The 17,499-nt window shown below is 68.4% G+C and carries 14 protein-coding genes; 13 read left to right on the forward strand and 1 reads right to left on the reverse strand.

The window, feature by feature from the left end:
* Positions 1 to 6: 6 nt before the first annotated feature.
* From AC3A6J_RS23890 to AC3A6J_RS23950, 13 genes are all read left to right on the forward strand, one after another.
* Positions 7 to 537, forward strand: coding sequence for a F0F1 ATP synthase subunit delta (locus AC3A6J_RS23890; RefSeq protein WP_487862484.1), 531 nt, complete (start codon positions 7 to 9; stop codon positions 535 to 537).
* A gap of 49 nt (positions 538 to 586) precedes the next feature.
* Positions 587 to 2,140: a F0F1 ATP synthase subunit alpha gene (gene atpA / locus AC3A6J_RS23895; protein ID WP_487862485.1), complete on the forward strand. Its 1,554-nt coding sequence runs from the start codon at positions 587 to 589 to the stop codon at positions 2,138 to 2,140.
* Between the two features lie 120 nt (positions 2,141 to 2,260).
* A complete protein-coding gene (atpG, locus tag AC3A6J_RS23900; RefSeq protein ID WP_487862486.1) occupies positions 2,261 to 3,136 on the forward strand; it encodes a F0F1 ATP synthase subunit gamma in 876 nt (291 codons plus the stop codon).
* A 124-nt stretch (positions 3,137 to 3,260) separates the two neighbouring features.
* Positions 3,261 to 4,661: a F0F1 ATP synthase subunit beta gene (gene atpD / locus AC3A6J_RS23905; RefSeq protein WP_487862487.1), complete on the forward strand. Its 1,401-nt coding sequence runs from the start codon at positions 3,261 to 3,263 to the stop codon at positions 4,659 to 4,661.
* 18 nt (positions 4,662 to 4,679) lie between these two features.
* Positions 4,680 to 5,099 (forward strand): F0F1 ATP synthase subunit epsilon, encoded by a 420-nt coding sequence (locus tag AC3A6J_RS23910; protein WP_487862488.1) that lies wholly within the window; start codon positions 4,680 to 4,682, stop codon positions 5,097 to 5,099.
* A 213-nt stretch (positions 5,100 to 5,312) separates the two neighbouring features.
* On the forward strand, positions 5,313 to 6,482 hold the full coding sequence (locus tag AC3A6J_RS23915) for an ROK family protein (protein ID WP_487862551.1): 1,170 nt from the start codon (positions 5,313 to 5,315) through the stop codon (positions 6,480 to 6,482).
* A 74-nt stretch (positions 6,483 to 6,556) separates the two neighbouring features.
* A complete protein-coding gene (locus tag AC3A6J_RS23920) occupies positions 6,557 to 8,095 on the forward strand; it encodes a sugar ABC transporter ATP-binding protein (RefSeq protein WP_487862489.1) in 1,539 nt (512 codons plus the stop codon).
* Positions 8,058 to 9,083: an ABC transporter permease gene (locus tag AC3A6J_RS23925; RefSeq protein WP_487862490.1), complete on the forward strand. Its 1,026-nt coding sequence runs from the start codon at positions 8,058 to 8,060 to the stop codon at positions 9,081 to 9,083. The genes AC3A6J_RS23920 and AC3A6J_RS23925 overlap by 38 nt, the downstream gene beginning before the upstream one ends.
* 58 nt (positions 9,084 to 9,141) lie before the next feature.
* Positions 9,142 to 10,104: a substrate-binding domain-containing protein gene (locus AC3A6J_RS23930; protein ID WP_487862491.1), complete on the forward strand. Its 963-nt coding sequence runs from the start codon at positions 9,142 to 9,144 to the stop codon at positions 10,102 to 10,104.
* 173 nt (positions 10,105 to 10,277) lie between these two features.
* Positions 10,278 to 11,441, forward strand: a complete 1,164-nt coding sequence (locus tag AC3A6J_RS23935; RefSeq protein WP_487862492.1) for a Gfo/Idh/MocA family protein — start codon at positions 10,278 to 10,280, stop codon at positions 11,439 to 11,441.
* A gap of 95 nt (positions 11,442 to 11,536) precedes the next feature.
* Positions 11,537 to 12,607, forward strand: coding sequence for a ligase-associated DNA damage response exonuclease (locus tag AC3A6J_RS23940; protein WP_487862493.1), 1,071 nt, complete (start codon positions 11,537 to 11,539; stop codon positions 12,605 to 12,607).
* Positions 12,604 to 14,259, forward strand: a complete 1,656-nt coding sequence (locus tag AC3A6J_RS23945; protein WP_487862494.1) for an ATP-dependent DNA ligase — start codon at positions 12,604 to 12,606, stop codon at positions 14,257 to 14,259. The genes AC3A6J_RS23940 and AC3A6J_RS23945 overlap by 4 nt, the downstream gene beginning before the upstream one ends.
* Positions 14,256 to 17,027, forward strand: coding sequence for a ligase-associated DNA damage response DEXH box helicase (locus AC3A6J_RS23950; RefSeq protein WP_487862495.1), 2,772 nt, complete (start codon positions 14,256 to 14,258; stop codon positions 17,025 to 17,027). The genes AC3A6J_RS23945 and AC3A6J_RS23950 overlap by 4 nt, the downstream gene beginning before the upstream one ends.
* A 14-nt stretch (positions 17,028 to 17,041) precedes the next feature.
* Here the strand turns inward: AC3A6J_RS23950 and trxC are convergent, their stop codons facing one another.
* Positions 17,042 to 17,491: a thioredoxin TrxC gene (gene trxC / locus AC3A6J_RS23955; protein ID WP_487862496.1), complete on the reverse strand. Its 450-nt coding sequence runs from the start codon at positions 17,489 to 17,491 to the stop codon at positions 17,042 to 17,044.
* Positions 17,492 to 17,499: the final 8 nt, after the last annotated feature.

A 17,499-nucleotide genomic window follows, 5' to 3' on the forward strand; every position in this document is an offset into this window, starting at 1 on the left:
GACGACATGGCCGAACTCGCGACCATCGCCCGTCCCTACGCCGAAGCGCTGTTCAAGGCCTGCGTCGCAGACCTCGACGGCACGGCCGGCTGGCTCGACCCGCTGACGGCCATTGCCGGCAATCCGCAGCTCCTGCAGTTCGCTGCCAATCCGAAGGTGCCGCCCGAGCAGGTGTTCGAGCTGGTCACCGGGATGTTGAAGCAGCCGCTGCCGGAGGCGGGCAAGAACTTTCTGCGCACCGTGATCGACAACGGCCGGCTCGCCACGCTGCCCGAAGTGGCGCTGCAGTTCCGTGTCCTGTGCAATGCGCGCAGCGGGGCTGCCGATGCCGTGGTCTACAGCGCTTTCCCGATCGACGACGCAGTGCTGGCCGAAGTGGGCGCGGCGCTGGAGCGGCGCTTTGGGCGCCAGCTCACGACACGGGTCGAACTCGACCCCTCGCTGATCGGCGGCATCCGCGCCGTGGTCGGCGACGAAGTGCTCGACACTTCGGTCAAGGCGCGCCTCGAACAAATGAAAGCGGCGCTGACCGCCTGAGGGCGGGCGGCAGCCAGTTGGCCCCATTTACAGAAAGAAGGAAAGAGTCATGCAACTCAATCCCGCAGAAATTTCCGAACTGATCAAGAGCCGCATCGAGGGTCTGGGCGTCAGCGCCAACATCCGCAATGAAGGCTCCGTGGTCTCGGTGACCGACGGCATCGTGCGCGTGCACGGCCTGTCCGACGCGATGCAGGGCGAAATGCTCGAGTTCCCCCCGAGCCCCGACGGCACGCCGTCGTTCGGCCTGGCGCTGAACCTCGAGCGCGACTCGGTCGGCGCCGTGATCCTGGGCGAGTACGAGCATATCTCCGAAGGCGACACGGTCAAGTGCACCGGCCGCATCCTGGAAGTGCCCGTCGGCCCCGAACTCATCGGCCGCGTCGTCAACGCGCTGGGCCAGCCGATCGACGGCAAGGGCCCGATCAACGCCAAGATGACCGACGTGATCGAGAAGGTCGCCCCGGGCGTGATCGCCCGCAAGTCGGTCGACCAGCCGCTGCAGACCGGCCTCAAGTCCATCGACTCGATGGTGCCGATCGGCCGTGGCCAGCGCGAGCTGATCATCGGCGACCGCCAGACTGGCAAGACGGCCGTGGCCATCGACGCGATCATTGCCCAGAAGGGCCAGGGCGTGACCTGCATCTACGTCGCCATCGGCCAGAAGGCGTCGTCGATCAAGAACGTGGTGCGTTCGCTCGAGCAGGCCGGTGCCATGGACTACACGATCGTGGTGGCCGCCTCGGCCTCCGAATCGGCGGCCATGCAGTACGTGTCGGCCTATTCGGGCTGCACGATGGGCGAGTACTTCCGCGACCGTGGCCAGGACGCGCTGATCGTCTATGACGACCTGTCGAAGCAGGCCGTGGCCTACCGCCAGGTTTCGCTGCTGCTGCGCCGCCCGCCGGGCCGCGAAGCCTATCCCGGCGACGTGTTCTATCTCCACAGCCGCCTGCTCGAGCGCGCAGCCCGCGTGAACGCCGACTACGTCGAAGCCTTCACCAAGGGTGAAGTCAAGGGCAAGACCGGCTCGCTGACCGCGCTGCCGATCATCGAGACGCAGGCCGGCGACGTGTCCGCGTTCGTGCCGACGAACGTGATCTCGATCACCGACGGCCAGATCTTCCTGGAAACCAGCCTGTTCAACGCAGGCATTCGCCCCGCCATCAACGCCGGTATCTCGGTGTCGCGCGTGGGTTCGGCGGCACAGACCAAGATCATCAAGAGCCTGTCGGGCGGTATCCGTACCGACCTCGCGCAGTACCGCGAGCTGGCTGCGTTCGCGCAGTTCGCTTCCGACCTGGACGAAGCCACCCGCAAGCAGCTCGACCGCGGTGCCCGCGTGACCGAACTGCTCAAGCAGGCCCAGTACAGCCCGCTGCCGATCTCGCTGATGGGCGCGACGCTGTTCGCCGTGAACAAGGGTTTCATGGACGACCTGGACATCAAGAAGGTTCTGCCCTTCGAGCATGGCCTGCACCAGTTCCTGAAGACCAGCCACGCGGCCCTGCTCGACAAGATCGAGCAAGCCAAGGCACTCGACAAGGATGCCGAGGCCGAACTGACGAGCGCGATCACCGCGTTCAAGAAGTCGTTCGCCTGATGAAGAACTGGCGCACCCCCGAAGCGGCCTTCGGCCGTTTCCCCCTCGAGGGGGCGCAGCCAATGGCCCGGCAAAGCCGGTTCCACGGCTGCCCCGCGAAGACGCTCAGGAGCTAAAAAGATGGCTGCAGGTAAAGAGATTCGCGGCAAGATCAAATCGGTGGAAAACACCAAGAAGATCACCAAGGCCATGGAAATGGTCTCGGTCTCCAAGATGCGCAAGGCGCAGGAGCGCATGCGCGCGGCACGCCCCTACAGCGAGAAGATCCGCAACATCGCGGCCAACCTGGGCCAGGCGAATCCCGAGTACGTTCACACGTTCATGAAGACGAACGAGGCCAAGGCCATCGGCTTCATCATCGTGACGAGCGACAAGGGCCTGTGCGGCGGGCTGAACACCAACCTGTTGCGCGCCGTGACGACCAAGTTGCGCGAGGCGCAGGCCGCGGGCGTTGCGATCGAGACGGTGGCCATCGGCGGCAAGGGCCTGGGCTTCCTGAACCGCGTCGGCGCACGCGTGGTGGCGAACGTCACCCATCTGGGCGACACGCCGCACCTCGACAAGCTCATCGGACCGGTCAAGACCCTGCTCGACGCGTACGCCGAGGGCAAGCTGTCGGCCGTGTACCTGTGCTACACGAAGTTCATCAACACCATCAAGCAGGAGCCGGTGGTCGAACACCTGCTGCCGCTGGCGGCGGACTCGCTCCAGGTGCAGGAAGGCCATCACTCGTGGGACTACATCTACGAGCCCGATCCCGAGAGCGTCATCGACGAACTGCTGGTGCGCTACGTGGAGTCGCTGGTCTACCAGGCCGTGGCCGAGAACATGGCTTCCGAGCACTCTGCGCGCATGGTGGCCATGAAGGCTGCGACCGACAACGCAGGCAACGTGATCAGCGAACTCAAGCTGGTCTACAACAAGACCCGCCAGGCCGGCATCACGAAGGAGCTTTCCGAGATCGTGTCCGGCGCGGCTGCCGCGGCCGGGGTCTGATCGCATCGATCTGAAATCAAGGGTGCCGGCCTGGCCGGCATTCTTGCAAAAGCGGCCCGCAATGGCACAAGGACGCTTCTGCAAGAACCTGTCGCAACATTATTGAGATCCAGAAGGAATCGCCATGGCTGAAGGAAAAATTGTCCAATGTATCGGCGCCGTGGTCGACGTGGAGTTCCCGCGTGACCAGATGCCCAAGGTGTACGACGCCTTGAAGCTCGAGGGCAGCGCGCTGACCCTTGAAGTGCAGCAGCAGCTCGGCGACGGCGTGGTGCGCACCATTGCGCTCGGCTCGTCCGACGGCCTGCGCCGCGGCCTCATGGTCAAGAACACCGGCGCGCCCATCACCGTGCCGGTCGGCAAGGCCACGCTCGGCCGCATCATGGACGTGCTGGGCTCGCCCATCGACGAGCGCGGCCCGGTCGGCCAGGAACTCACCGCCTCGATCCACCGCAAGGCGCCCGCGTACGACGAACTCTCGCCTTCGCAAGACCTGCTGGAAACCGGCATCAAGGTGATCGACCTCGTGTGCCCGTTCGCCAAGGGCGGCAAGGTGGGCCTGTTCGGCGGCGCCGGCGTGGGCAAGACCGTGAACATGATGGAACTCATCAACAACATCGCCAAGGCACACTCGGGCCTGTCGGTGTTCGCCGGTGTGGGTGAACGTACCCGCGAGGGCAACGACTTCTATCACGAGATGGCCGACTCCGGCGTCGTGAACCTCGAGAAGCTCGAGGAGTCGAAAGTGGCCATGGTCTACGGCCAGATGAACGAGCCCCCGGGCAACCGTCTGCGCGTGGCGCTGACCGGCCTGACGATCGCCGAGTCGTTCCGCGACGAAGGCCGCGACGTGCTGTTCTTCGTGGACAACATCTACCGCTACACGCTGGCCGGTACCGAAGTGTCGGCACTGCTGGGCCGCATGCCTTCGGCCGTGGGCTACCAGCCGACGCTGGCCGAGGAAATGGGCCGCCTGCAAGAGCGGATCACCTCGACCAAGGTCGGCTCGATCACCTCGATCCAGGCCGTGTACGTGCCGGCCGACGACTTGACCGACCCGTCGCCCGCCACCACCTTCGCCCACCTGGACTCCACCGTGGTGCTGTCGCGCGACATCGCCTCGCTCGGTATCTACCCCGCTGTGGACCCGCTCGATTCGACCTCGCGCCAGCTCGACCCGAACGTGGTCGGCGAAGAGCACTACAACGTGGCCCGCGCCGTGCAAGGCACGCTGCAGCGCTACAAGGAACTGCGCGACATCATCGCGATTCTCGGCATGGACGAGCTTGCGCCCGACGACAAGCTGGCCGTGGCCCGTGCCCGCAAGATCCAGCGTTTCCTGTCGCAGCCGTTCCACGTGGCCGAAGTGTTCACGGGCTCGCCCGGCAAGTACGTGCCGCTGTCGGAAACCATCCGTGGCTTCAAGATGATCGTGAACGGCGAAGCCGACCACCTGCCGGAACAAGCGTTCTACATGGTCGGCACGATCGACGAGGCTTTCGAGAAGGCCAAGAAAGTCGCCTAAGGCGACGCAGGAACGCACATGGCAAACACCATTCACGTCGACGTGGTCAGCGCGGAAGAGTCGATCTTCTCGGGCGAGGCCACGTTCGTCGCGCTGCCCGGTGAAGCCGGCGAGCTCGGCATCTACCCGCGCCACACCCCGCTGATCACGCGCATCCGCCCCGGTGCGGTGCGCATCGAGACGGCCGACGGCGGCGAGGAATTCGTCTTCGTGGCTGGCGGCATCCTCGAAGTGCAGCCCGGCACGGTCACCGTGCTGTCCGACACCGCAATCCGCGGCAAGGACCTCGACGACGAGAAGGCCAACCAGGCCCGTGCTGCCGCCGAGGAAGCGCTCAAGAATGCCAAGAGCGACATCGACATCGCGATGGCGCAATCCGAGCTGGCGGTCATGGCTGCCCAGATCGCGGCATTGCGCAAGTACCGCCAGAAGAAGTAAGCCGGTCACCGGCTCGAACATGAAAAGCCGCCTCCGGGCGGCTTTTTTGCGTCTGGCCTCATGGGGCCCGGATCGAAACCAGCTTTGGCCTGAAATAGATCGAAGTTAAGCCTTGTCTGGCTGAAGCGCCGCGCCTAGTATTCGCCGCCAGACGACAAGAGAACACCGGAGACATCACGCGTGGCACGCTGGAGTGGCATTACCGCCGATGAAATGCGGCTGCTGGAAACGACCTTCTGGTCGGCCGGCGGCTCGCGCCATGCCATGGCCGAGCAGCTCGGCTTCTCCAAGAGCAAGGCCAACGCGCTGATCGCGGGCCTCGTCGACCAGGGCCTGCTCGCCGAAGCGGGCCTGCAGCGCTCGTCGGGTGGGCGGCGTGCCGAGAACCTGCAACTGCATGCCGGGCTCGGCGTGCTGGTCGGCATCGACATCGGCGCCACCAGCCTCGACGTGGCCGTGCTGCGGCCCGACCTCACGGTGCTTGCGCAGCACGAAGAGCCCGCCGACGTGCGCGAGGGTCCGGCCGTGGTGCTGGCGCGCGTGCGCACGCTGATGCGCGAACTGCTCGCCCGCTGCGACGCGGGCGCCAAGGACGTGCTGGGCATCGGCATCGGCGTGCCCGGCCCCGTCAACTTCGACATCGGCCAGCTCGTGAACCCGCCGCTCATGCCGGCTTGGGACAGTTTCTCGATCCGCGACTACCTGCGCGAAGATTATGCGGCGCCCGTCTTCGTCGACAACGACGTGAACCTGATGGCCCTCGGCGAACTCTGGCAGCGCAAGCGCTCGCTCAGCAACTTCCTCGTGATCAAGATCGGCACCGGCATCGGCTGCGGCATCGTCTGCCATGGCGAGGTGTACCGCGGCGCGGCCGGGTCGGCCGGCGACGTGGGCCACATCTGCGTCGACCAGGAAGGACCGCGCTGCCATTGCGGCAACCTCGGCTGCGTCGAGGCGATGGCTGCGGGCCCGGCGATCACGCGCATGGCGGTGCAGGCGGCCGAAGCCGGCGAAAGCGACATGCTCGCCGCATGCCTGCGCGAACGCGGCCGCATCGACGCGGTCGACGTCGGTCAGGCCAGCCGCGCCGGCGACACCGCGGCCAACGGCATCATCCAGCGTGCCGGCAACCTGATCGGCCAGATGCTCGCTTCCGTCGTCAATTTCTTCAATCCGTCGCATGTGTTCATCGGCGGCGGCATCACGCGCATCGGGCCGCTGTTTCTCGCGGCCGTGCGGCAGAGCGTGTACCAGCGCTCGCTCGCGCTGTCGACGCGGCATCTGGAGATCCAGTACACGCCGCTCGGCACGCAGGGCGGCCTGATCGGCGCCGGTGTGCTCGCCATGCATGAGACGCTCAAGGTCCGGGGGGTGGCGCCATGAGCGACGCGCCGGGCCGCCCCCAAGCAAGCTCGCTCCCGCCTGGCGGGAAGGCGCGCAGCGCCAAGGGTGCACCAGTGACGTCAGCGGGTGCGACGAACGGCAGCGTCGCCGTCGAGTTCGATGGCGTGGTGAAGGCCTTCGGCCCGGTGCAGGTGCTGCACGGCGTGAGCTTTGCGCTCCAGCCGGGCAAGGTCTACGGCCTGCTCGGCGAGAACGGCGCGGGCAAGTCCACGCTGATGAAGATCCTCTCGGGCTACGAAAGCCTGAGCGGCGGCACGTTGCGGGTCAACGGCGAGGCGCGCAGCTTCACAGGCTCGCGCGATGCCGAAGCGCTCGGCATCGTGCTGATCCATCAGGAGTTCAACCTCGCCGAAGACCTCAGCGTGGCGCAGAACATCTTCCTCGGCCACGAAAGAAAGAAGGGGCTTTTCCTCGACGACGCGGGCATGGAGCGCGAAGCCGCCGCTGCACTGGCTGCCGTCGGCCTGGCCATCGATCCGCGCACCAAGGTGCGCCGGCTCATCGTGGCCGAGAAGCAGCTCGTCGAGATCGCCAAGGCCATCGCGCGGCGCGCGCGGCTCCTGATCATGGACGAGCCGACCGCCACGCTGACGCCCGGCGAGACCGAGCGCCTCTTCAAGCTCATTGCGCAGCTGCGCGCCGACGGCGTGACCATCGTCTACATCTCGCACAAGCTCGACGAGGTGGAGCGCGTGACCGACGAGGTGATCGTGATGCGCGACGGCCGCTTCGTGGCGCAGGCGGCCACGGCCGAGGTCTCGCGCCAGAAGATGGCCAACCTCATGGTGGGCCGGGAGCTCGCCGACCTGTACCCGCCGCGCGACCCGGTGCACACGCACAGCGCGCCGGCGATGCGCGTGCGCGGCTTCAGCGTGCCCGGCTGGGCACAGGACATCGGCTTCGAGGTGCGCGCCGGCGAGATCCTCGGCTTCGCGGGCCTGGTCGGCGCCGGCCGCACCGAGCTGTTCGAGGGGTTGCTCGGCCTGCGGCCCGCGAGCGGCGAGGTCGAGATGCTCGGCCGCCCGGTGCCCCACGGCAGGGGCTGGCGCAATCCGCGCGATGCGGCGAAGCACGGCCTTACCTACCTGAGCGAAGACCGCAAGGGCAAAGGCCTGCACGTGGATTTCGGCCTGCGCCAGAACCTCACGCTGATGGCGCTGGAGCGCTACGCGACGCCATGGCTCAAGCCCGACGCCGAGCGCGGCGCGCTCGCCGAGGCCGTGAAGGACTACGGCATCCGTACCGGCTCGCTCGACGTGCGCGCCTCGTCGCTTTCGGGCGGCAACCAGCAGAAACTCGCGCTCGCCAAGGTGCTGCAGCCGAAGCCGAAGGTGGTGGTGCTCGACGAGCCCACGCGCGGCGTCGACGTGGGCGCCAAGCGCGACATCTATTTCCTGATCCAGCGATTGGCCCGTGAAGGGCTCGCGGTGATCGTCGTCTCGTCGGAGCTGATGGAGCTGATCGGCCTGTGCCACCGCGTTGCGGTGATGCGCGCAGGCCGACTGGTCGCCACGCTCGACGCGGGCCAACTGACAGAAGAGGAGCTCATCGCTCATGCCACCGGAACAGCAGACACCTCCGCCGCAGCCTGAAGGCGGGCAGCACCGCGGCCAGGGCCGGACGCGCTGGACCGAGCACCTGCACGGGCTCGGTCCGGTCATCGGGCTCGCGCTGCTGTGCATCGCCGGCACGCTGCTCAACAGCGACTTCGCCACCGTCGACAACGCGATGAACGTGCTCACGCGCACGGCCTTCATCGGCATCATCGCGGTGGGCATGTGCTTCGTGATCATCTCGGGCGGCATCGACCTGTCGGTGGGTTCGATGGCCGCGCTCATCGCGGGCAGCGTGATCATGTTCATCAACTGGGCCGGTCCGGCCTCGGGCTCGCCGCTGATGGCGGTGGTGATGGGCGCGGTGCTCGCAGTGGTGCTCGGTGCGCTGTTCGGGCTGGCGCACGGGCTGCTCATCACCAAGGGGCGCATCGAACCCTTCATCGTGACGTTGGGCACGCTGGGCATCTTTCGCGCCTACCTCACATTTTTTGCGGACGGCGGCGCGCTCACGCTCGACAACGACCTGTCCGACCTCTACGCGCCGGTGTACTACGCAAGCTTTGCGGGCGTGCCGGTGCCCGTGTGGGTGTTCGTGGCCGTGGCGATCGTCGGCGGCGTGATCCTCAACCGCACGGCCTACGGACGCTACGTGCAGGCCATCGGCTCGAACGAACAGGTTGCGCGTTATGCCGCCGTCGACGTTGACCGCGTGAAGATCATGACCTACATGCTGCTCGGCGTGTGCGTGGGCATCGCCACATTGCTCTATGTGCCGCGCCTCGGTTCGGCGTCGCCCACCACGGGCCTGCTCTGGGAGCTCGAGGCGATCGCCGCGGTGATCGTCGGCGGCACCGCGCTCAAGGGCGGCGCGGGCAGCATCACCGGCACCGTCGTGGGCGCCATCCTGCTTTCGGTCATCAGCAACATCCTGAACCTCACCAGCATCATCAGCGTGTACCTCAATGCCGCGGTGCAGGGCTTCGTGATCATCATCGTCGCGTTCCTGCAGCGCGGACGCCGCTAGTTCTCGTGAGTTCGTTCCTTTCCCGTTCCATTCCACCCACCAAGAGGAGACATCCAGCATGACGACTTTCACCCGACGCCTCGCACTCACGGCAGTTGCCGCTGCGGCGTTCGCCAGCCTGCCCGCACTCGCCGCCGAGAAGGTCAACCTCGGCGTTTCGATCCCCGCAGCCACGCACAGCTTCATGGGCGGCATCAACTACTGGGCCAACCAGGCGAAGAAGGACCTCGAGAAGCAGCACAAGGACCTGAAGATCACGATCAAGACCGCGGCCAACGCGCCCGAGCAGGCCAACCAGCTGCAAGACCTCTCGACCGTCACCAAGATCAACGCGCTGGTGGTGTTTCCGTTCGAATCGGCCGCGTTGACCAAGCCGGTGGCGCAGGTCAAGGCCAAGGGCGCCTACGTGACCGTGGTCGACCGCGGCCTGACCGACACGAGCGCGCAGGACGCCTACGTGGCCGGCGACAACACCGCCTTCGGCCGCATTCCGGCCGAGTACATCGTCAAGCAGCTCGGCGGCAAGGGCAACGTGGTCGCGCTGCGCGGCATTGCCACCACCCTCGACAACGAGCGCATGGACGCCTTCAACGCCGTGCTCAAGAACCATCCAGACATCAAGCTGCTCGACGCCAAGTACGCCAACTGGAACCGCGACGACGCCTTCAAGGTCACGCAGGACTACCTCACGCGCTTCAAGCAGATCGACGCGATCTGGGCCGCCGACGACGACATGGCCGTGGGCGTGCTCAAGGCCATCGAGCAGGCCAAGCGCGACGACATCAAGATCGTGTTCGGCGGCGCGGGCGCCAAGGGCATGGTCAAGACCATCATGGACGGCAAGGACAAGCGCATCGGCGCCGACGTGAGCTACTCGCCCAAGTTCATCTACGACGCGATCAAGCTCACGGCTGAAGCGCGGCTGAAGGGCGAGAAGCTGCCCGCGACGACGATCATTCCCTCGGTGCTGATCACCAAGGAGAACGCGAAGGACTTCTACCACCCGAACTCGCCGTTCTGAATGCCATCGGCCCGATGGCCGATCGCTTCACTCCCTCTCCCTCCGGGAGAGGGTCGGGGTGAGGGCGGCAGCGATGGCAAACGCCGTGCGCGCGCCAGCGCCGATGCCCTCACCCTAACCCTCTCCCAGAGGGAGAGGGAACAACGACCAAGCCAGCAAGATCGAGAAGATTGATGAGCGACACACCCCTTCGCAAGCTCCGCGCTGCCATGGTCGGCGGCGGCCGCGACGCCTTCATCGGCGCAGTGCACCGCAAGGCCATGGCGCTCGACGGCCAGATCACGCTTGTCGCGGGCGCGCTGTCGTCGAGCCCCGAGAAGGCGCGCGCGTCGGGTGCCGACCTCGGCCTTGCCGACGACCGCAACCACGGCGACTGGCAGGCGCTTCTAGCCGACGAGCTGGCGCGGCCCCCGGACGAGCGCATCGATTTCGTCTCGATCGTCACGCCGAACCACGTGCACTTTCCAGTGGCGCAGGCCTTCGTCGAGGCCGGCTTCCACGTGGTGTGCGACAAGCCGCTCGTGCACACGCGCGCGCAGGCCGATGCGCTGGTGGCGAGCGTGGCGAAGCAGGGCACGGTCTTCGGCGTGACCTACAACTACACCGGCTACCCGATGGTGCGCCAGGCGCGCGAGATGGTGCGCTCAGGCCAACTCGGTGAGATCCGCAAGATCGTCGTCGAATACAACCAGGGTTGGCTCGCGAGCCAGCTCGAAGGCAGCGGCAACAAGCAGGCCGACTGGCGCACCGACCCCGCGAAGAGCGGCGCCGCGGGCGCCATCGGCGACATCGGCTCGCATGCCGAGAACCTCGTCTCAAGCGTCACCGGCCTCGAGATCGAGAGCCTCTGCGCCGACCTCGGTGCGCTGGTGCCGGGCCGCATGCTCGACGACGACGGCAGCCTGTTGCTGCGCTTCCGGGGCGGCGCGCGCGGCGTGCTGATCGCCTCGCAGATCAACACCGGCCTCGAGAACGACCTGCGCCTGCGCATCTCGGGCACGCTCGGCACGCTCGCCTGGCGGCAGGAGCAGCCGAGCCAGCTCGTGCACCTGCCGCACGACGGGCCAAAGCGCATCCTCACGCGCGGCGCGCCCTGGCTCTGCGAATCGGCGCAGCGCGCGAGCCGGCTGCCGGCCGGCCATCCCGAAGGCTTCATCGAGGCCTTCGCCAACATCTATGCCGGCGTGGCCGCCGACATCCGTGCGCGCCTCGCCGGCCAGCCGTTCGATGCCCTGGCGGCCGACTATCCGCGCGTGGAAGACGGCGCGCGCGGCGTGCGCTTCATCGAGCGCACGGTCGCCTCGGCGGCCAGCGACGCGAAGTGGACCGCCTGGTAACCCCAGCCGCCGACGCCAAGTAGGCGCCGGCCCACACCGCATCGCGGCCGAGCTTCGGCGGCAAGACAGCCCTGCGGCGCCTACGATGGCGTGCCATGCCCGCTGCAGAAGATCTCGTCGTCGCCCGGCCCGAGGGGCTGTATTGCCCGCCCGGCGATTTCTACATCGACCCCTGGCGGCCGGTGGCACGCGCCGTCATCACGCATGCGCATTCGGACCATGCGCGCATCGGCCATGTGCACTACCTGGCCCACGCCGACAGCGCCGGCACACTGCGCACGCGGCTCGGCGCCGACATCGCGCTGCAGACGCTGCCGTATGGCGAGGCCATCGTGCACCACGGGGTGCGCGTGTCGCTGCATCCCGCGGGCCATGTGCTGGGGTCGGCGCAGGTGCGGCTCGAACACGGCGGGCGCGTGTGGGTGGCGTCGGGCGACTACAAGACCGAGCCCGACGGCACCTGCGCGCCCTTCGAGCCGGTGCCTTGCGACACCTTCATCACCGAATCGACCTTCGGCCTGCCGATCTACCGCTGGCCCACGCAGGCCGCGCTCTTTGCCGAGATCGACGCCTGGTGGCGCGCCAACGCAGAAGCCGGACGCGCATCGGTGCTCTTCTGCTATGCCTTCGGCAAGGCGCAGCGCATCCTGCACGGCGTGGACGCGTCGATCGGGCCGATCGTGGTGCATGGCGCCGTCGAGCCGCTCAACGCGGTGTACCGCGCGGCGGGCGTGGCCTTGGCCGCGACGCTGCGCGTCACCGATCCGGGCGTGGATGCGGCCTTGCTGAAACGTGCGCTCGTGCTGGCGCCGCCCTCGGCGCAGGGCACGCCGTGGATGAAGCGCTTCGGCCAGCATGCCGATGCGTTCGCGAGCGGCTGGATGCAGCTGCGCGGTACGCGCCGGCGGCGCGGCGTGGACCGCGGCTTCGTGATGTCCGACCATGCCGACTGGCCCGGCTTGCAGCAGGCCATCGCGGGCACCGGTGCCGAGCGCGTGTTCGTCACGCACGGCAGCGTGCAGGTGATGGTGCGCTGGCTGCGCGAGAACGGGCTCGATGCGCAGGGCTTCAAGACGGAGTATGGCGACGAGGACGATCAGGACGTATCCGCCGCCGCCGGCCCCCATCCCGACCTTCCCCCGGAGGGGGAAGGAGCAAAACCATGAAGGACTTCGCCGCGCTCTACCGCGAGCTCGACGCGAGCACCTCGAACCTCGCGAAGCAGGCCGTGCTGCAGCGCTACCTGCGCGAAGCGGATCCCGCCGATGCGGCATGGGCCGTGTATTTCCTCGCGGGCGGCAAGCCGCGCCAGCTGGTGCCGACCAAGCTGCTGCGGCTGCTCGCGCGCGAGGCGGCGGGCCTGCCCGAGTGGCTGTTCGACGAAAGCTACGACGCCGTCGGCGACCTGGCCGAAACCATCGCGTTGCTGCTGCCGCTGCCCACCGAGGCGCACGACCTCGGCCTGGCAGCGTGGGTGGAGGACCACCTGCTGCCGCTGCGTGAGGCCGGCAAGTCGGCGCCCGACGCGCTGCCTTCGCGGCTGCGCGCGCAGTGGGCCCGGCTCGCGGCCGAGGAGAGGTTGGTGTACTTCAAGCTCATCACCGGCGCCTTCCGCGTCGGCGTCTCGAAACTGCAGGTCACGCAGGCGCTCGCGGCCGTGGGCGGCATCGATCCCAAGCGCGTGGCGCAGCGGCTCATGGGCTACACCCACATCGGCGGCCGTCCGCGCGCGGCGGACTATCGCGCGCTGATCGCGCCCGAGTCCGATGCCGAGCAGGTGCTGAAGACCAGCGGCCAGCCCTATCCGTTTTTTCTCGCGCATCCTTTCAATCTGCCGCTCGACCAGTTCGACGCCACGCTCGGCCCGCCTTCGGACTGGATCGTCGAGTGGAAGTGGGACGGCATCCGCGCGCAGCTCGTCAAGCGCGCGGGCGAGGTCTGGCTGTGGTCGCGCGGCGAAGAACTCGTGACCGAGCGCTTTCCCGAATTGGCCGTGCTGGGCGAGGCGCTGCCCGACGGCACGGTGCTCGACGGCGAGATCGCCGTCTGGCGCGACGGTCGCGTGCAGCCCTTTGCCGAGCTGCAGAAGCGCATCGGGCGCAAGACCCTCGGCGCCAAGCTGCTGCGCGAGGTTCCGGTGGTGCTGCTGGCCTACGACATCCTCGAATGGGAAGGGCGCGACCTGCGCGCGCTGCCGCAATCCGAGCGTCGCGCGCGGCTCGACGAGCTCGTCGCGCAGCTGCAGCATCCTTCGCTGTTGCCGAGCCCCGTGCTCGACGGCGCCGACTGGCAAGACCTGGCGCGCCAGCGCGAGGCGGCGCGCAGCATGGGCGTGGAAGGCATGATGCTCAAGCGCCGCCATGCGCAGTACGGCGTTGGCCGCACCAAGGACGTGGGCGTCTGGTGGAAGTGGAAGATCGATCCGCTCAGCGTCGACGCGGTGCTGATCTATGCGCAGCGCGGCCACGGCCGGCGTGCGAGCCTCTACAGCGACTACACCTTCGCGGTGTGGGACGGCCCGCCCGGGCAGGAGGGGCGCAAGCTCGTGCCCTTCGCCAAGGCCTACTCGGGCCTCACCGACGCCGAGATGGGGCGTGTGGACGCGATCATCCGCAAGACCACGGTCGAAAGCTTCGGCCCGGTGAAGAGCGTGGCGCCCACGCTGGTGTTCGAGCTCGGCTTCGAGGGCATCGCGCGCAGCACGCGCCACAAGAGCGGTATCGCGGTGCGCTTTCCGCGCATGCTGCGCTGGCGCGAGGACAAGCCGGTGGAAGAGGCCGACACGCTGCAGACGCTGGCGGCGCTGCTGCCGGTATGAACGCTGCATCGGACCCCGACTCTCTCCCTCCCCCTTTGAGGGAGGGCAGGGGTGGGGGCAGGCGGCGCATCCGGCGTCAGCCGTCGCTCGAAGGCCGCGAGCCCCCATCCCAACCTTCCCCCAAAGGGGGAAGGAGCAAGAACGTCAAGGCCGCGCTCGACACATGGTTCGCAGGCCGCGGCTGGAAGCCGTTCAAGTTCCAGCGCGAGGTGTGGAAGGCCATCGTCGAAGGAAGGTCCGGCCTGCTGCACGCCACCACGGGCGCGGGCAAGACCTACGCCGTGTGGCTCGGCGCACTGCAGGCGTTCTCGACGGCGCCCGCACTACCGTCGCGCAGCGGCAAGACCATCGCCCCGCCGCTGACGGTGCTGTGGATCACGCCGATGCGCGCGCTCGCCGCTGACACGCTGCGCGCGCTGCAGCAGCCGCTCGAGGCGCTCGGCGCCGAGGCGCACCACCGCTGGAGCGCCGGTGCGCGCAGCGGCGATACCTCGTCGGCCGAGCGCAGCGCGCAGAACGAGCGCCTGCCCACGGCGCTCGTCACCACGCCCGAGAGCCTGTCGCTGCTGCTCGCACGCGCCGACGCCAGCGAGGTGCTGGGCCATGTGCGCATGGTGGTGGTCGACGAATGGCACGAGCTGCTCGGCAACAAGCGCGGCGTGCAGGTGCAGCTCGCGCTCGCGCGGCTTCGGCGCTGGAATGCCGGGCTCTCGGTCTGGGGCATGTCGGCCACGCTCGGCAACCTGCAGGAAGCCATGCATGCCCTGCTGGGTGGCGCGAAGAGCGAAGAGGGCGTGCTCGTGCAAGGCGCGGTGCCCAAGAAGCTCGTCGTCGATTCGCTGCTGCCGGGCCGCGCCGAGCGCTTCCCGTGGGGCGGCCACCTGGGCCTCACGATGCTGCCGCAGGTGCTCGACGAGATCGCCACGAGCAGCACCACGCTGGTGTTCACCAACACGCGTTCGCAAGCCGAGATCTGGTACCAGGCCATGCTCGAGGCGCGGCCGGAATGGGCCGGCACCATCGCGCTGCACCATGGCTCGCTCGACCGCGCGGTGCGCGAATGGGTCGAGCTCGGGCTCAAGAGCGGCGAACTCAAGGCCGTGGTCTGCACCTCGAGCCTCGACCTCGGCGTGGACTTTCTGCCGGTCGAGCGCGTGCTGCAGATCGGCTCGCCCAAGGGCGTGGCGCGGCTGCTGCAGCGCGCGGGCCGCTCGGGCCACGCGCCGGGACGCCCGTCGCGGATCACGCTGGTGCCCACGCACAGCATCGAGATGGTCGAAGGCGCCGCAGCGCGCGCGGCCATCGCCGCCGGTCACATCGAGGCGCGCCAGACGCCGCAGCAGCCGCTCGACGTGCTGGTGCAACACCTGGTCACGGTGGCGCTCGGCGGCGGCTTCCGCCCCGACGATCTCTACGACGAGGTGCGCGGCACGGCGGCCTATGCCGGGCTCTCGCGCGAGAGCTGGTCCTGGTGCCTCGACTTCGTGTCGCAGGGCGGGCCTTCGCTCGCGGCCTACCCCGACTACCGGCGTGCCATTCCCGATGCCGAGGGTGTGTGGCGCGTGCCCGACACGCGGCTCGCGCGGCGCCACCGCATGAACATCGGCACCATCGTGAGCGATGCGAGCATGGCGGTGCAGTACCTCGGTGGCGGCCGCATCGGCAGCGTCGAGGAGAGTTTTGTCGCGCGCATGAAGCCGGGCGACTGCTTCCTCTTCGGCGGGCGGCTGCTCGAACTCGTGCGCATCCACGACATGACGGCCTGGGTGCGGCGCGCCACCGGCAAGCGCGCCGCGGTGCCGCGCTGGAACGGCGGGCGCATGCCGCTCTCGTCGACGCTGGCCGACGCCGTGGTGCAGCAGCTCGCACTGGCCGGCGAGGGACGCTACGGCTCGCCCGAGCTGCAATGCGTGCGGCCGCTGCTCGACATCCAGCAGCAATGGTCGGCACTGCCGACCCCGCAGACCCTGCTCGCCGAGACGCTCACCACGCGCGAAGGCTCGCACCTGTTCCTCTACCCCTTCGCGGGGCGGCAGGTGCACATGGGGCTCGCGAGCCTGCTCGCATGGCGCGTCGCGCAGCACGAGGCCCGCACCTTCTCGATCGCGGTGAACGACTACGGCTTCGAATTGCTGAGCGCGGTGCCGGTCGACTGGCCCGCGTTGCTGCCGCAGGTGCTGGCATTGCCGCAGGGCGACGATGCGCACGCCGAACTGCTGCACGAGGTGCTGGCCTCGCTCAATGCGGGCGAACTCGCGCAGCGCCGTTTCCGGGAGATCGCGCGCGTCTCCGGCCTGGTGTTCCAGGGCTACCCGGGCGAGAAGCGCAGCAGCCGGCAGCTCCAGGCCTCGTCATCGCTCTTCTGGGAGGTGTTCCGCAAGTACGACCCGGCCAACCGGCTGCTGCTGCAGGCCGAGCAGGAACTGCTCGCGCAGGAGCTCGAGATCGGACGCCTCGGCGCGAGCCTCGCGCGCATGGCGGGCCAGCGGCTGGTGCTCCAGCCGCTCGAGCGGCCGACGCCATTTGCATTCCCGCTCATGGTCGAGCTGTTCCGCGAGAAGCTCTCGAACGAGAACGTGGCCGACCGCATCGCGCGCATGGTCGAGCAGCTCGAGAAAGCCGCGGGCGGGGTGGTCACGGCCGGCGGCGTGGAGCGCGTGAAGGGCACGCTCGCCTTCGGGCAGGAAGGCCCGGGCAAAGCGCCGGCGGCGCCGCGCCGCGCGCGCAGGCCGCCGTCACAGCGCTCCCGGCCCTTGCCGCCGCTGTGAGCAACCTTGCCGCGTCAGCCGGCGCCGTGCGTCTTCACCCAGCGCACGATGTCCGCTGCGCCCATGGCCCCAGCCTGCCGCGCCACCTCGCGGCCGCCGCGAAACAGCGCGAGCGTCGGGATGCTGCGGATGTTGAAGCGCGTGCCCAGCGCCGGCACCGCCTCGGTGTCGACCTTGGCGAGCCGCACCTGCGGCTCGAGCTGCGCCGCCGCCTGCTCGTAGGCCGGCGCCATCTGCCGGCAGGGGCCGCACCAGGGCGCCCAGAAGTCGACCAGCACCGGGATCTCGCTGCGCGCGATGTGCCGGTCGAAGGTTCTCTCGTCGGGCAGGGCCGTCGAATGGCCCGCGAACAGCGGCCGATGGCAGCTGCCGCAGTCAGGGGCACTGCCCAACTGGTCCGCGCGCACGCGGTTGGTGGTGTGGCAGTGTGGGCAGACGATGTGCAGGGGTTGCGATCCGGTCATACCGACGA

The organism is Variovorax sp. Soil_C_39 (assembly GCF_057656815.1).

Excerpts from the sequence above, each read along its gene's own strand:
- AC3A6J_RS23890 (WP_487862484.1), top strand. The coding sequence starts at position 7 with ATGGCCGAACTCGCGACCATCGCCCGTCCCTACGCCGAAGCGCTGTTC.
- atpA (WP_487862485.1), top strand. The coding sequence starts at position 587 with ATGCAACTCAATCCCGCAGAAATTTCCGAACTGATCAAGAGCCGCATC.
- atpG (WP_487862486.1), top strand. The coding sequence starts at position 2,261 with ATGGCTGCAGGTAAAGAGATTCGCGGCAAGATCAAATCGGTGGAAAAC.
- atpD (WP_487862487.1), top strand. The coding sequence starts at position 3,261 with ATGGCTGAAGGAAAAATTGTCCAATGTATCGGCGCCGTGGTCGACGTG.
- AC3A6J_RS23910 (WP_487862488.1), top strand. The coding sequence starts at position 4,680 with ATGGCAAACACCATTCACGTCGACGTGGTCAGCGCGGAAGAGTCGATC.
- AC3A6J_RS23915 (WP_487862551.1), top strand. The coding sequence starts at position 5,313 with ATGCGGCTGCTGGAAACGACCTTCTGGTCGGCCGGCGGCTCGCGCCAT.
- AC3A6J_RS23925 (WP_487862490.1), top strand. The coding sequence starts at position 8,058 with ATGCCACCGGAACAGCAGACACCTCCGCCGCAGCCTGAAGGCGGGCAG.
- AC3A6J_RS23930 (WP_487862491.1), top strand. The coding sequence starts at position 9,142 with ATGACGACTTTCACCCGACGCCTCGCACTCACGGCAGTTGCCGCTGCG.
- AC3A6J_RS23935 (WP_487862492.1), top strand. The coding sequence starts at position 10,278 with ATGAGCGACACACCCCTTCGCAAGCTCCGCGCTGCCATGGTCGGCGGC.
- AC3A6J_RS23940 (WP_487862493.1), top strand. The coding sequence starts at position 11,537 with ATGCCCGCTGCAGAAGATCTCGTCGTCGCCCGGCCCGAGGGGCTGTAT.
- AC3A6J_RS23945 (WP_487862494.1), top strand. The coding sequence starts at position 12,604 with ATGAAGGACTTCGCCGCGCTCTACCGCGAGCTCGACGCGAGCACCTCG.
- AC3A6J_RS23950 (WP_487862495.1), top strand. The coding sequence starts at position 14,256 with ATGAACGCTGCATCGGACCCCGACTCTCTCCCTCCCCCTTTGAGGGAG.
- trxC (WP_487862496.1), bottom strand. The coding sequence starts at position 17,491 with ATGACCGGATCGCAACCCCTGCACATCGTCTGCCCACACTGCCACACC.